We start from the raw sequence: 13,191 nt of genomic DNA on the forward strand, positions 1-13,191 counted from the left end.
AGGCATCTTGGACGCAAAAAAGTCCGCGCCATTCGCAAGGAATGAAAGAGGCGCCGCGTCATCGCCGTATGCGGTTATTCGGACCTCGGTTTACATCGCCAAGGGCCAGGAGTTCGCGCAGATCGCTCAGATCGCTCAGGTACGGGCTGTTCGTTCGTCATCGGCGAACCGGCCCGTTGGCAACGAGTTGTCAAGGCGCGGCGTTCGTATTATGATGAATCCTGCCCGGTCTCTCCGGAGGCCGGAAGGCGGAGCGGCGGCGAAACGGAGGGGGATGGCGGATGAAAGTCATTTTGGTGGACGACGAGCCCGCCATGCATTTGATCTTGCGGAAGATGCTCGGCAAGATTCCCGAAGTGGAAGTCGCCGGCGTGTTCACGGAGCCGGCGGCCGCGGCCGCTTACCTGCGCGAGCATGCCGATATCGGACTCGCGTTCGTGGACATCTCGATGCCGGGCGAGGACGGCGTGGCCTTCGCGGCGCGGGCGGAGGAAGAGAACTTTGCGGCCCGGATCGTCTTCGTCACGTCGCATAAGGATTTCGCGCTGCGGGCGTACGAGCTGTCCGTGCTGGATTACCTGGTCAAGCCGGTGTCCCAGGAGCGGCTGGAACGAACCGTTAACCGCGTGCTTGCGGAGCGAAAAGCACCTGCGGCCGCGCCGCGGGCGGACCGGAATCCGGCGGAAACCGTCGTTACGGCGCTGGGGGACGTCTTCGTGCGCAATGAAGCGGGCCGCGTGAAATGGATCTCGCGCAAAAGCGCGGAGCTGTTCGCCTACCTGCTGCTGCACCGGGGCAAGCGAATTCCGCGCTCTCGCCTGCTGACGGAAATCTTCGGCGGCATGTCCCAGGGCAACGCGGAAAATTATTTGAACACGACCGTCTATCAGCTGCGCAAATCGCTCCAGCCGCTGGGCCTGCGCGAAGCCGTCCGCTCGGAGAACGACGGCTATGCGCTGGAGCTGGAGCACGCGGTCATCGATTACGAGGCGTTCGTGGAGCGAGCGCAGCAGCTGGAGCGGATCGATGCCGGGAACGCGGAGGAAGCGCTGCGCGCCGAGCAGCTGTATACGGGCGATCTATTCGGGGATAAGGCATACGTATGGGCGATTCACGAGACGGAGCGCGTCGCCGGGCTGTACGCTTCGCTCGTTCTCCGGCTCTCCGCCGCGCTCTTGGAAGCGGCGGATTCCGCCGGAGCGGCAAAGCTGCTGCACAAGCTGCTCGAGCGCAATCCGCTCGACGAATCGGCCGTCCGTCTGCTGATGCGGGCCCACGCGTCGGCTGGAGACAAAAAGGCGCTGACGGCCAGATACACCGACTATGTCCGCCTGCTCGGCAGGGAGCTCGGCATTCGTCCGCCCCGGGAGCTCGTATTCGAGTACGACGCGCTCGTGAGCGGCATGGGGGACAAGAAACGAACATCCGGCGACCGTACATAAACGACGACGAATCCGGGCATGCTTGATCAATTCATGACGATGGAGGTGAAGGCCGTTGCGTTCTACGTAACGGCCTCAGAATAATGAGCATACATATCAACGCCAAACCGGGCGATATCGCCGAAACGATCCTGCTGCCCGGCGATCCGCTGCGCGCGCAGCATATCGCCGAAACCTTTCTGCAGGATGCGAAATGCTACAACCAAGTCAGGGGAATGCTGGGCTTTACCGGGACGTATAAAGGAAAACGGATATCCGTGCAGGGAACCGGCATGGGCGTTCCCTCGATTTCCATCTACGTCAACGAGCTGCTGCGCGAGTATGGCGCGAAGCAGCTGATCCGCGTCGGCACCTGCGGCGGCATGCGGGAGGACGTCAAGGTCCGCGACGTGATCATCGCGATGACGGCGACCACGGATTCGAGCGCCAACCAGCTGCTTTTTCCCGGGTTCAGCTTCGCGCCGGCAGCGGAATTCGATCTGCTCCGCAGGGCGCATCAGGCTTGCCTCGACCGGGGGATGTCCGTCAAGGTCGGCAATATTCTGACGGCGGATACGTTTTACCGGGAGAGCATGGAGCCGGTCAAGAAGCTGGCCGACTACGGCGTGCTCGCCGTGGAGATGGAGTCGTCGGCGTTGTATACGCTGGCAGCCCGCCATCACGCGAAGGCCCTGTCCGTCCTGACGGTCAGCGACCATCTGTTCAGCGGCGAAACGGATACGACGGCGGAAGAGCGTCAGACGACCTTCAACGACATGATCGTCGTGGCGCTCGAGGCGGCGATTCTCGGCGAATAAGGCTCTTCATGACAAACAACCCTCAAGCGGACAGCTTGAGGGCTGTTTGTCGTCGGGGGCTGTTCGCCGATTTCGTCGTGCCTGCGTTCGTTGAACGAGTAATTGTCGTCCGCATTTGCATCGCTGCTGTTGTTGACGGCGGTCTTGATCGTCGGGGTCCTGCTCTCGTACTGGTTCATGGGCATCGACAATCGCGCCGGGTAACGGCCTGCTTGCCGCGTCAACGCGGGGCGCGCGATCGCTTGCAAGGCTGCTTCGTTTGCTAAACAGCTTTGCTTGACCAGGGCATGCAATGCTCATGTTTATGAAAAATAATAATCAATTTGATTATCATTATAAATTGGATCTTATAAGGCGCACGCCGTACACTGAAATTGCGCATGCTGCAGAGATAACGCGGGTCAAGGAGCGTCATTTCGAAAGGAATACGGGATGGGAACATGAAGGAGTGGATAGCGAAGCATGGCAGCCTACGTCATTTTCATCCGCGAGCGGACGGTCGATCCGGAAGCGCTGCGTTTATATTCGGAGCAGGCTCCGGCGGGCTTGGCCGGTCATCCGGTCACGCCGCTGGCATTGTACGGAAAACACGAAGCCATCGAAGGACCGGAAGCTGAAGGAGCCGCGATTTTACGTTTCCCCTCGTTCGAGGAAGCGAAGCGTTGGTACTATGGGCCGGCCTATCAAGAAGCGGTGCGTCACCGGTTGAAAGGCGGCATTTATCGCGGCATTATCGTCGAAGGAATCGCGAGCGAAGGCAGTGGCGAATGAATAGGCGTTGCGGGAGTTCGCCGCGTCGCGAATGTTAACGGGAGCCAGGAGGCGCGTCAGCTCGGTTCATGGACGGCGTGGGCCTTATCCTGTCGATATCCGGACAGGCGTCGCGATGGTTCCCAGTTGGAGTTTGCGCAATCGAAAGACTAAAAACACGCCGAATCGCGGCGTGTTTTTTGTTGGCGCGCACGGCAATCCGTTTGCGACCCGGATTGCCCCGGGGACGGTCAGTCGGCCGCGGCCAGCATCGTTCTCGCCAAGGCGATCCATTCCCGGGCCGCGTGCGACAGGTAGCCGTTCTTGCGCCAGATCATCGCCAGCTCCCACGGAATCGGCGGATCCGTGCGGATGATCCGCAGCCTTTCGCGATCCAGCTCCTTGCAGATCTTGTCCGGCAGCAGCGCGATGCCCAGATTAACGGCGGCCAGTTCGCTGATGAAATCCCATTGCGTGCTCGAGTACACGACATGCGGCCGGAACCCTTGCCGCTCGCAGGCGGCGATGATTCGGTCGCGCAGGGCGAAATCCTCGTGAAACAGCAGGAACGGCTCCTCGCTCAGCTCGGCGAGCCGCACCTCTTCGCGCCCGGCCAACCGATGGGACGGCGGCACGACCAGCATCAGCTGCTGCTTGACGAAGCAGAACGAATCGAACCGTTCCTCGTCCGCGGGCAGCAGGATAACCCCGATATCGAGCTCGCCGGATTCGACCTCGGCCGCCACCCGCTTGGTCCCGTATTCGAACAGCTCGAGCGCGATGCCGGGGTAGCTCGCGCGGAATCGGCCGATCACCTGCGGGAAGAAGCTGACGCCGACCATCGGCGGCAGCCCGACCCGGATGCGGCCGGCCCTGACCTCGGTCAATTCCTCGAGACGGAAGGTCATATCCTTGAAGGCTTGCATCATCTGCTGCGCCTGCTCGAGCAGGATCTCGCCCGCGTCCGTCAGCAGGATGCGTTTGCCCGCGCGTTCGAACAAGACGACGCCTAGCTCGTCCTCGAAGTTTTTGATCGTTTTGCTGATCGTCGGCTGCGTGATATAGAGCGCCTGCGCGGCCTTCGTGAAGCTTTGCCGGCGCGCGACCTCCAGGAAGTAATTCAAATGCCGAATATCCAAGGGGCGGTCACCTCTTATCCATAGAGAAACGGAATGAAAACGATGCGGGATATGTATTTTACCTATGCGAGCAGCTGCTGTACACTTGCAATCGGAAGAACGAGCATAGCGCGCTCGCAGAAAATTCATTTTACGGTACTCATCCATCATACGCTGCACATTCATCTTGCGAGAAGGGGACGAACAACTTGCATCGATCTTCGGGCATAAGAACGGCTTTGCTGATCCTGTTTCTCGTCATCGTCTGGGGCATCAACTGGCCCTTGTCCAAATACGCGCTGAACGACATGCCGCCGGTGCTGTTCTCCGGCGTCCGCACCTTGCTGGGCGGGCTGTTGCTGCTTGCCGTCGCGATTCCCAGGTTCCGGAAACTGCATTTCAAGCGGACATGGCGCGTCTATGCGGTCTCGGCCATCGTCAACGTCGTCCTGTATTACGGCCTGCAAACGATCGGGCTCGGCTACCTGCCTTCGGGTTTGTTCTCGGCGATCGTGTTTCTGCAGCCGGTATTGGTCGGGTTCTTTTCATGGCTGTGGCTGGGCGAGTCGATGAACGGCCTCAAGGTCGTCGGCCTCGTCTTAGGATTCGCCGGCGTCGCCGTCATATGCAGCGGGGCGGGCGGCATATCCGGCCATATTTCCGTCGCCGGGATCCTGTTGGCGCTCGGGTCCGCGCTCAGCTGGGCGCTCGGCACGATATTCGTCAAGAAATCCAGCTCCGCCGTCGATCCGATATGGCTCGTGACGCTGCAATTGATCATCGGCGGCCTGTTCATGACGACGCTCGGCACGAGCGTCGAAAGCTGGTCCGACGTCGAATGGACGGGCGGATTCATAGCGAGCCTGCTGTTTATTTCGATCTTCGTCATCGCATTGGGCTGGCTGGTGTTCTATAAATTGATGGATGCCGGCGACGCCAGCAAGGTAGCTTCATTCACGTTCCTGATCCCGCTCGTGGCGATTCTGACGGGATGCCTGTTCTTCGGCGAGCCGTTCACGCTGTCGTTGCTGGCGGGGCTGGCCCTGATCCTGTTCAGCATCTATTTCGTGAACCGGCAGAACGCGCGCCGCGCGGGCGCCGAGCCTGCGTGATCCGGCGGTTGCGGCCTAATGCTGCAGCCGATCGGCGCCGGCCATCGGCTTCAAAAGCAAAGATCCCCGAGATGTCCCGGGGATCTTTTTTTGCATGTCGCATAACCTGCCGGTCCATTACGTTTCCGTCATGACCCCGCCGTTCACGTGAAGCACCTGGCCCGTCACGAAGGAGGAATCGTCGGAGGCCAGATAGACGTAGGCCGGCGCGAGCTCGAACGGCTGCCCGGCCCGCTTCATCGGCGTTTCCAGCCCGAAGGTCTTGACGTACTCGGCCGAATAGCTCGATACGATGAGCGGCGTCCAGATCGGACCCGGCGCCACGGCGTTGACGCGGATCCCGCACTTGACGAGCTGCAGCGACAAGGAGCGGGTAAAGGAGACGATCGCGCCTTTCGTCGAGGAGTAGTCGACGAGCAGCGGCGCTCCCGCGTAGGCGGTAACGGAGGCCGTGCTGATGATCGCGCTGCCGGGATGCAGATGGGGAAGCGCGGCTTTCGTCAGATAGAAATGCGGAAAAATATTCGTCCGGTAGGTGTCTTCCAGCTGTTCGTTGGAGATGTTCAATATGCTTTCCTGCGGGAATTGAACGCCTTGGTTCAGCACGAGAACGTCCAGCTTTCCGTAGCGCTCCAGCGTAAGACGGACGATCTCGGCCGAAAACGCGGGCTGCCGCAAGTCCCCTTCGATCAGCAGGCACCTCTTGCCGTACTGCTCCACCATCTTCTGCGTCGCGACGGCATCTTCCCGTTCATAAAGGTAGACGATGGCGACATCCGCGCCTTCCTTGGCGAACGCGATGGCGACGGCCCGGCCGATGCCGCTGTCGCCGCCCGTGATGATCGCGATTTTGCCGGCGAGCTTCCCGCTGCCCTTGTAGTGCGGATTATCCGAGATCGGCAGCGGCACCATCTTGTATTCGAGGCCGGGCTGACGGTCCTGGTGCTGCGGCGGGAACGTCACCGGCACCTGCTTGCATTGCGTTTCCTGACTGTAATAGGGGTATCCCGGAATCATGGTCGAACCTCCGTTTGACGTGGGTTGATTCAGGATATTCGCCTATGGGCGGGAAGGTGTGATTCCGCCGGAAACTCGGCGGAACAGGTGCCCTCGGTTCAACCGTCCTTGCCGTTGGCTCAAACGGCCCAACCACGCACGAGCCCGCGCAGCCGCAGGCCCGATTCCTTGGCTCAAACGGCCAAGTAACGCACGAGCCCCAGCAGCGCGAAGGCGAACAGCGCCGTTCCGGCCCCGATGCCGGTAATCGCGCTGGCGGCGACGTTCAGTCTCGGAGCGATATAAAGCGCCGCGACCGAGACGCCGACAAGCAGCGCCGCGAGCACGTACAAGCCGGGATCGTCGAACACGCTCTTCAATCCGATAAAATGAATGCCGACGATGAATGCGATCCAAGGGGCGACATGGCGGCTCCGCTTCTTGCGAATAAGCAAGTAGGCGCCGATGCCGCCGACGAAGAATTCGCCATAGAAGAAGATCAAATAATTCCGGAACGAGCGGCTCTCCGACAGCGCGGAGGGCGCATCCCAATTCGCGATGCTCAAGTACACGCCGCAGAGGCAGAGCAGCAGCGCGGCGCCGGAAGCCGCGCCGAGGTATTTGCGCCAGTTCGCCCGGGGATTTTCCTGCGCCCAGCCGAACCAGACAAAACTGAACAGCCCGAAGATCGAAACGTACATGGCATGATCGCGAATATATTCCATGCTCATCCTCCTCTGACGATTGGAAAATACATGCAGCTTCGGCTCCATCATAGCATGAACGGGGAAAGTGTTGGACCGACTCGGGACCGATATGGTACTATTATCGTGAATGATAATCATTATCATAGCAGGAGTGATGATATGACGACGGCTTACGATTTTTCGTTGGTGAAAACCTACTTACATATTTCTCCCGAAGGCGCCTCGCATGTGTTGGACGAGATGCCCGCGGTCGATTTCTTTCGGGCAGCGCGCCTGGAGGAGATGATGAGCAAGACGGGGGAGACCGTGCAGGCGATCGGCTATAAGCTGCCGGGATCGTACTTCGGCACTTCGCTCTGCCATCTCTGCATCACGAAGCTGATCTTTCTCGCGATGTACGGCAAATTACTGGATCTGCGACTCGAGCATCTCACGTTTCAGATCGATTACGAGGAAGGTCACGGCCATCCTCATCTCGGCTATAAAATCAATGAAGTGATCGCGCGGAACCTTCCTGCCGAGAACCAGGACGAGTTCGTGACGGAGGATTGGCGGACGTTCATGGCCGTCGCCGTTACGCCGGCCGTGCAAGCGATCGCGAAGGCGGCGCGCATGAACGCGGAGATGATTTGGCAGCAATTCGGCGGGATCGCGGGCATGGTGAAGGATTTCGTGGGACAAATGCAGCTGCCGGCGGAGGTTGCGGAGCGGTTCGACCATCACTTCCGGCTGTTGTCCGAAGCCATTGCGCCGGAAGCGTTCGGGCGCAAACGGAATCCGTTCCAGTGGGAACCAAGCTACGTCGACAATCCGTATCGGCCGAACGAGCGCTGGATCATGCGATCGGCCTGCTGCCAATACGACCGCCGCGAAGGAGGCACCAAATGCTTTACTTGTCCGCGCATGACGCCGGACGAACGGGCATGCGAGGTGCAGCGGATCAAGGAAGCGTCCGCCGTATCCTGATCGCGCGCGAATCGAATGCAAAAGCCGTTCCGGCAGCCAGGTCCTTGGCGCGGGAACGGCTTTTTGCGCGGCGTTTTGCCTGGTCGCAGCCAGCTCCCGGTACACCGCCAACACACCGCCAGGCCGCCGCCAGCTTAATCGCCAGCTCCCGGCACACCGCTAGCTCTGCCAGCAAACTGCCGCCTTACGGCCGTTGTCCCGCACGAGCATGCGCGTCAGGATTCGTCGCGGATCAACTGGACGAGATTGGCAGCCGCGGCCGACAACGGCTCGTTTCTTCGCGTCCAGATGGCGATCGTATTTTGCAGCGAGATGCCTTCCACGAAGACGCGGCATAGTTCACCCCGCTGCACGTATTCTCGCACGACCAGGGAGGAGACGAAGTTGGCGCCGTATCCCGCGACGACGGCCGTGATCGCCTCGTGCAGGCCGTTGAACTGCAGGGCGATCCGCGGCATGGACGCGTTGTACGTCCGGCACAGCGCCAGCAGCCGCTCGCGCGTCGAGCTGCCTTCCTCGCGCATGACGAAAGGCTCCTTCATCATGTCATGCAGGGATACGCGCGCGTTCGCGTAGCGGTGACCCGGCGCGACGACGAACCATAGCTCGTCTTGAAACAGCTGCTCGGATCGGATCGCATCCGAATGCTCCTCCGAGCGTCCGCCGTAGACGGCGACTTCGACCTCCATGTTGAGCAGCAGCTTGAGCGCATCGCCGGAATTGGTCGTCGTGATCGTCATCTCGACCTGCTCGTAGCGCTGCTTGAATTTGGCGATCCAAGCGGGAATCAGGAATTGGGCCGGAAGGTATGTCGCGGCGATGCGGATATGCCCGTTCGCGCCGCTGCGGCATTCCTCGCAGAACTGTTCGATTTGCTGCTCCATCGCGAACAGCCGTTTGGCGAGCATGGCCATTTGCCGGCCGGCATTCGTCAGCTCGATGCCCCTTCCGCTCGGCTGCAGGAGCGCGATGGACTGCTCCTTCTCGAACTTCTTGATCTGCGCGGTGATCGCGGGCTGGCTGATGTTGAGCAGCTCCGAGGCGCGGGTAACGCTGCCTGCGGTAGCGACGACGTGAAACAAGCGAAGGGCATGCAGGTTCATCGGTTGGCTCCTCGCGTTCGACTCCTATATTTATTATATGAGTCGAACATAAAGATATATTATATTTATGAGTATACATCCCCTACAATGAAATTGTAACCGAAACGATTTTAAATCGAGGAGATGGGTAACGATGAACGAGAACCGTGCTTGGAGCCTGGTCGACGATTATATTGCGGAACGTCTCATTCCGCACGATGCCGTGCTGGCGCAGGTCTTGGCCGCGAATTGGCTTGCCGGGCTGCCGGCGATCGACGTATCCGCAAGCCAAGGCAAGCTGCTGCAGCTGCTCGTGCGCATGAACAGGGCCGCGCGGATTTTGGAAATCGGAACGTTGGGCGGATACAGCACGATATGGATGGCCAGGGCGCTGCCTTACGACGGGCGGCTGATCAGCCTCGAGCTCGACCCGCATCACGCGAAGACCGCGCGATCTAACCTCGCGCTGGCCGGCGTGGACGGCATCGTCGAGATTCGGGTCGGAACCGCGCTCGAGCAGCTGGCTAAGCTCGAGGAAGAGGGCACGGAGCCGTTCGACCTGATCTTCATCGACGCGGATAAGCCGAACAACCCCGCTTACCTGCAGTGGGCGCTGCGTTTCTCGCGTCCCGGAACGGTCATCGTCGGCGACAACGTCGTCCGGGAAGGCGAGATCATCGATTATCACAGCACGGATCCCCGCGTTCAGGGCGTCCGCGCGTTCTACGATCTGATCGCGAGCGAGCCGAGGCTGTCGGCAACCGCCATCCAGACCGTGGGCAGCAAAGGCTACGACGGATTCTTGATCGGCATCGTGAACGGTTGACCCCATGACGATAGCAAGAAAAGGCTTCGCGCGCGCGCCCGAGCGCGCCGGGGCGTTTTTGGCCGTTCCGCCGGCTCCGCGCGAAAAAAATTCGGACAACTTGCGATTTAGCGCTTGCTCCTTACGTAACGTCATGTTTTATAGTAAAGGTACCGGTAATCAAAGGGCGCGAACAAAGGGGATGATTATGAAACGCACATGGAAGGTAGGCGAGCTTGCGAAGCTGACCGGTCTGACGGTCCGGACCTTGCGGTTCTATGACGGCATCGGGTTGTTCTCGCCGTCGGCCTTTTCCGATGCCGGGCACCGGCAGTACGACGAAGCGGACATTACGCGGCTGCATCAGATATTGGCGCTGAAGGAGCTGAACCTGTCGCTGGACGAAGTTAGAGCGGTATTGGCCGGGGGCATGTATACTCCCGCCGAAATCGTCTCCCAGCAGATGGCGCGCGTCAAGGAAACGATCCGCATCCAACAAAAGCTGCTTGGCGAATTAGAGCATGTAACGAGCCTGATGCAGGCGAAGGAATCGCTGTCCGTAGACGATTTTTTGGGATTGCTGCAAACGATGAAGAAGAGTCACGAGAAATATTTCTTCGAACGGAAGAAGAGCTGGGAGAACAGCCTGGATCGTTTGGGCGGTTTTCTGGACGGCGAGCTTCCGGACGAGCCCACTTAAAGGAGGAGAAACAAGATGACGAACCGTTCAGCCGAACATGCCGTCTTTGTCATTGAGCGCGTCTATGGCGCGAAGCCGGAGCGGGTATTCGCCGCATGGTCGGATCCCGATCAGAAAGCCAAATGGTTCACGAAGTCGGATGTCTTCGATTTCCGCGTCGGTGGACGGGAGAGCAGCGCCAACCGGATTCCGGACGGACCGATGGCCCATTTCGAAGCCTATTATCAGGAAATCGTTCCGAACGAGCGGATCGTCTATTCGTATACGCTCGACATGGACGGGGTCCGGGTGTCGGTTTCCGTTACCACGGTGGAGATCAGGGCGGAGGACGAAGGGACGCGGCTGGTCTTTACCGAGCAGGGCACGTTCCTTGACGGGCACGATACGCCGGCCATGCGCGAGCACGGCTCGGGCATCATGTTGGATATGCTCGGGAAGCTGCTCTCGGAGTAAGCTTCGCTCTATCGGACAGGCATAGAATTGCGTGGCGACAACTGCGAGGCGTTAAAGCCGAACTCGAATTTTACGGAAAGAAGGGGATAGGCATGGCCGATCAGGCAAGCAGCGCGGCAGCAACGGCTGGCGAGAACGAATTGGTGGCGACGCGCGTCATCCGTGCGCCGAAGGAAACGGTGTTCGACGCATGGACGGATCCGGAGCTGCTGGCGCGATGGTGGGGACCGAAGGGCTTCACGAATACGTTCAGCGAATTCGACCCGAGACCGGGAGGCACGTGGACATTCGTCATGCACGGTCCGAACGGCGCCGATTATGCGAATACGAACGTATTCGTGGAAGTCGTACGTCCCGAACGGATCGTCCTGAAGCATGTCTTGGCGCCGGTATTCGAGCTCACGGCGACCTTCGAGGAAACCGGCGGCGGTACGCTTATCGTGTTCCGCCAGCGCTTCGAGGAAGCCGCGGTGTACGAGCAAGTGAAGGGGTATGCGGCGAACGGCAACGAAGAGAATTTGGACAAGCTGTCGGCGCTCGTCACGGGCTTGACTTCCTAGCGCTTACGAGGTCATCGCTTCTCCCCGGAGATCGGAAGACGAATCGCAAGCAGTCCCGAACGATGCAGCGATAACTTACCGGCCAGCCGTCCCGCATGCAGGGCTTCACGCATGCGGGACGGCTTTTTTCAGTTGGACGGATCCGGCATGCGGGCGCGCGACCTTCTCCCACTTGCGAACGCGTTTCGTTTGCGCTATAACTTGGAGAATAGCTCGTCCAATGCCGGAGGTGATAAAATGCCATTTTCCATCAAAGAAGCTTCGCAACGGCTGGGATGCCCGGCGCATACGATCCGTTATTACGAGAAGGAAGGCCTGCTGCCCTTCATCGAGCGGGACGAGCAGGGCAATCGCGTCTTCGAGGAGCGGGATCTGGATTGGATGCGGCTGATGACCTGCTTCCGCGCGACGGGCATGAAGGTGGCGGACCTGAAGCAGATCGTCGATTTGGCGCTGCTCGGCGAATCCACGATTCCGCAGCGTCAGGCGATCCTGGAGGCGCACAAGGAGGAGCTCCGGCGCAGGCAGGCCGATCTGGACGTGGCTTTCGAAGCCGTCAACCGCAAACTGACGGTCTATGACGAGATCGCCAGGGGAAAGGTCAAGCCGGGCCGCGAGATGCGAATGGACGGAGAGGAAGGATAAGATGACGCGACCGATGATGCAAGCCATGCGTTACCATGAATTCGGCGCTGCCGATGTCATGCGGCTGGAAGAGGTGCCGCGGCCCGAGCCGCAAGCAGGCGAGGTGCTCGTCCGCGTCGTCGCGGCCGGCGTGCTGCCGGCGGATTGGAAGCTTCGCAAAGGGCTGTTCCCGATGCCGGTGCGGTTCCCGGTCATACCGGGCACCGCCTTCGCGGGAATCGTGGAGGAGACGGCGCCGGGCGTGACGGATTTCCGCCCGGGGCAGGCGGTCTTCGGACGGAGCCCGAACGGAACGTACGCGGAGTTTGCGGCGGTTCCCGCGGAAGCGATCGCCGCCAAACCGCCAGGGATCGGCTTCGAAGAGGCGGCGGCCGTGTCCGGCGGCGCGACGACCGCCTGGCGGGCGATCATGGACGGGGAGGTCAAGCCCGGCGACCGGGTACTGATCCACGGCGCGGCGGGCGGCGTCGGCCTATTCGCCGTGCAGTTCGCCAAATGGAAGGGCGCGCATGTCGTCGGCACGGCCGGTCCGGCCAATCTCGACTTCATCCGGTCGCTCGGCGCGGACGCGGCCGTCGACTATACGGCCGAGCCGTTCGAGAACGCGGCGCAGGACGTTGATTTCGTGCTGGATACGATCGGCGGGAAGACGCTGGAGCGGTCCTGGACCGTCGTGAAGCGAGGCGGCGCCTTGATCACGATTACCGGTCGGCCGCCGATCGAGAAGGGGCTGGAGACGGGCGTCCGCATCATTAAGCCGTCGCTCGCTTCCGGCGATGACTTGGCGGCGATTGCAGGCCTGCTCGAGCAAGGCATCGTGAGGGCGATCGTGCAACGAAGCTACCCGCTCGGCGAGGCGCGCCTGGCGCAGGAGCAGAGCGAAAGCGGCCACGGCCGCGGACGGATCGTGCTGCGGATAAGCGAAGCCTGAGGCGCCGATTGGTTTGAATCCTGCAAAAGCTGTCCCCTCGCCGGTCGCAGTGGTATTATCCCCTTCAAGTAGACACTCAAAAAAACCTCGTGTTAACATGAAGTTTTGAGTGCCACTTGGAGGGGAT

The 13,191-nt window shown here is 60.5% G+C and carries 15 protein-coding genes; 11 read left to right on the forward strand and 4 right to left on the reverse strand.

Annotated features, from left to right (window positions below; translation table 11 throughout):
• The first annotated feature begins 281 nt into the window (after positions 1-281).
• From GT019_RS26660 to GT019_RS26670, 3 genes are all read left to right on the forward strand, one after another.
• Positions 282-1,442: a response regulator gene (locus tag GT019_RS26660; RefSeq protein WP_161746486.1), complete on the forward strand. Its 1,161-nt coding sequence runs from the start codon at positions 282-284 to the stop codon at positions 1,440-1,442.
• Between the two features lie 83 nt (positions 1,443-1,525).
• Positions 1,526-2,239 (forward strand): purine-nucleoside phosphorylase, encoded by a 714-nt coding sequence (gene deoD / locus GT019_RS26665; protein ID WP_161746487.1) that lies wholly within the window; start codon positions 1,526-1,528, stop codon positions 2,237-2,239.
• Positions 2,240-2,701: 462 nt separating this feature from the next.
• Positions 2,702-3,010 carry a DUF1330 domain-containing protein gene (locus tag GT019_RS26670; RefSeq protein ID WP_161746488.1) on the forward strand — a complete coding sequence of 103 codons (309 nt, stop codon included), beginning with the start codon at positions 2,702-2,704 and terminating at the stop codon, positions 3,008-3,010.
• 230 nt (positions 3,011-3,240) lie between these two features.
• Here GT019_RS26670 and GT019_RS26675 read toward each other — a convergent pair whose 3' ends face one another.
• Positions 3,241-4,128, reverse strand: a complete 888-nt coding sequence (locus GT019_RS26675) for a LysR family transcriptional regulator (protein ID WP_161746489.1) — start codon at positions 4,126-4,128, stop codon at positions 3,241-3,243.
• A gap of 188 nt (positions 4,129-4,316) precedes the next feature.
• Between GT019_RS26675 and GT019_RS26680 the strand changes: the two genes are divergently transcribed.
• Positions 4,317-5,219, forward strand: a complete 903-nt coding sequence (locus GT019_RS26680) for a DMT family transporter (protein ID WP_161746490.1) — start codon at positions 4,317-4,319, stop codon at positions 5,217-5,219.
• A 117-nt stretch (positions 5,220-5,336) separates the two neighbouring features.
• Here the strand turns inward: GT019_RS26680 and GT019_RS26685 are convergent, their stop codons facing one another.
• Positions 5,337-6,236 (reverse strand): SDR family oxidoreductase, encoded by a 900-nt coding sequence (locus GT019_RS26685; RefSeq protein WP_161746491.1) that lies wholly within the window; start codon positions 6,234-6,236, stop codon positions 5,337-5,339.
• Positions 6,237-6,409: 173 nt separating this feature from the next.
• Entirely contained in the window at positions 6,410-6,940 is a 531-nt protein-coding gene (locus tag GT019_RS26690; RefSeq protein WP_161746492.1) for a hypothetical protein, read from the reverse strand.
• A gap of 141 nt (positions 6,941-7,081) precedes the next feature.
• On the opposite strand from GT019_RS26690, the gene GT019_RS26695 reads away from it, so the two are divergent.
• Positions 7,082-7,888 (forward strand): (2Fe-2S)-binding protein, encoded by an 807-nt coding sequence (locus GT019_RS26695; protein ID WP_161746493.1) that lies wholly within the window; start codon positions 7,082-7,084, stop codon positions 7,886-7,888.
• A gap of 215 nt (positions 7,889-8,103) precedes the next feature.
• Here GT019_RS26695 and GT019_RS26700 read toward each other — a convergent pair whose 3' ends face one another.
• Complete coding sequence (locus tag GT019_RS26700) at positions 8,104-8,991, reverse strand: LysR family transcriptional regulator (RefSeq protein ID WP_161746494.1); 888 nt, start codon at positions 8,989-8,991, stop codon at positions 8,104-8,106.
• A 133-nt stretch (positions 8,992-9,124) separates the two neighbouring features.
• Here GT019_RS26700 and GT019_RS26705 point away from each other — a divergent pair, with 133 nt between their 5' ends.
• The 6 genes from GT019_RS26705 (at position 9,125) to GT019_RS26730 (ending at position 13,064) form a co-directional block, all read left to right on the forward strand.
• Positions 9,125-9,796 (forward strand): O-methyltransferase, encoded by a 672-nt coding sequence (locus GT019_RS26705; RefSeq protein ID WP_161746495.1) that lies wholly within the window; start codon positions 9,125-9,127, stop codon positions 9,794-9,796.
• 187 nt (positions 9,797-9,983) lie between these two features.
• Positions 9,984-10,475 (forward strand): MerR family transcriptional regulator, encoded by a 492-nt coding sequence (locus tag GT019_RS26710; protein ID WP_161746496.1) that lies wholly within the window; start codon positions 9,984-9,986, stop codon positions 10,473-10,475.
• 15 nt (positions 10,476-10,490) lie between these two features.
• A complete protein-coding gene (locus GT019_RS26715) occupies positions 10,491-10,928 on the forward strand; it encodes an SRPBCC family protein (RefSeq protein ID WP_161746497.1) in 438 nt (145 codons plus the stop codon).
• A 92-nt stretch (positions 10,929-11,020) separates the two neighbouring features.
• Complete coding sequence (locus tag GT019_RS26720; RefSeq protein ID WP_161746498.1) at positions 11,021-11,488, forward strand: SRPBCC family protein; 468 nt, start codon at positions 11,021-11,023, stop codon at positions 11,486-11,488.
• Positions 11,489-11,725: 237 nt separating this feature from the next.
• The gene (locus GT019_RS26725) at positions 11,726-12,133 is read left to right on the forward strand and encodes a MerR family transcriptional regulator (protein WP_161746499.1); all 408 of its coding nucleotides are present in this window, start codon (positions 11,726-11,728) and stop codon (positions 12,131-12,133) included.
• A 1-nt stretch (position 12,134) separates the two neighbouring features.
• The gene (locus GT019_RS26730) at positions 12,135-13,064 is read left to right on the forward strand and encodes an NADP-dependent oxidoreductase (RefSeq protein WP_235949450.1); all 930 of its coding nucleotides are present in this window, start codon (positions 12,135-12,137) and stop codon (positions 13,062-13,064) included.
• Positions 13,065-13,191: the final 127 nt, after the last annotated feature.

Origin of the sequence: Paenibacillus glycinis, from assembly GCF_009909185.1 — a bacterium.
In the GTDB taxonomy this organism is placed as follows: domain Bacteria; phylum Bacillota; class Bacilli; order Paenibacillales; family Paenibacillaceae; genus Paenibacillus_Z; species Paenibacillus_Z glycinis.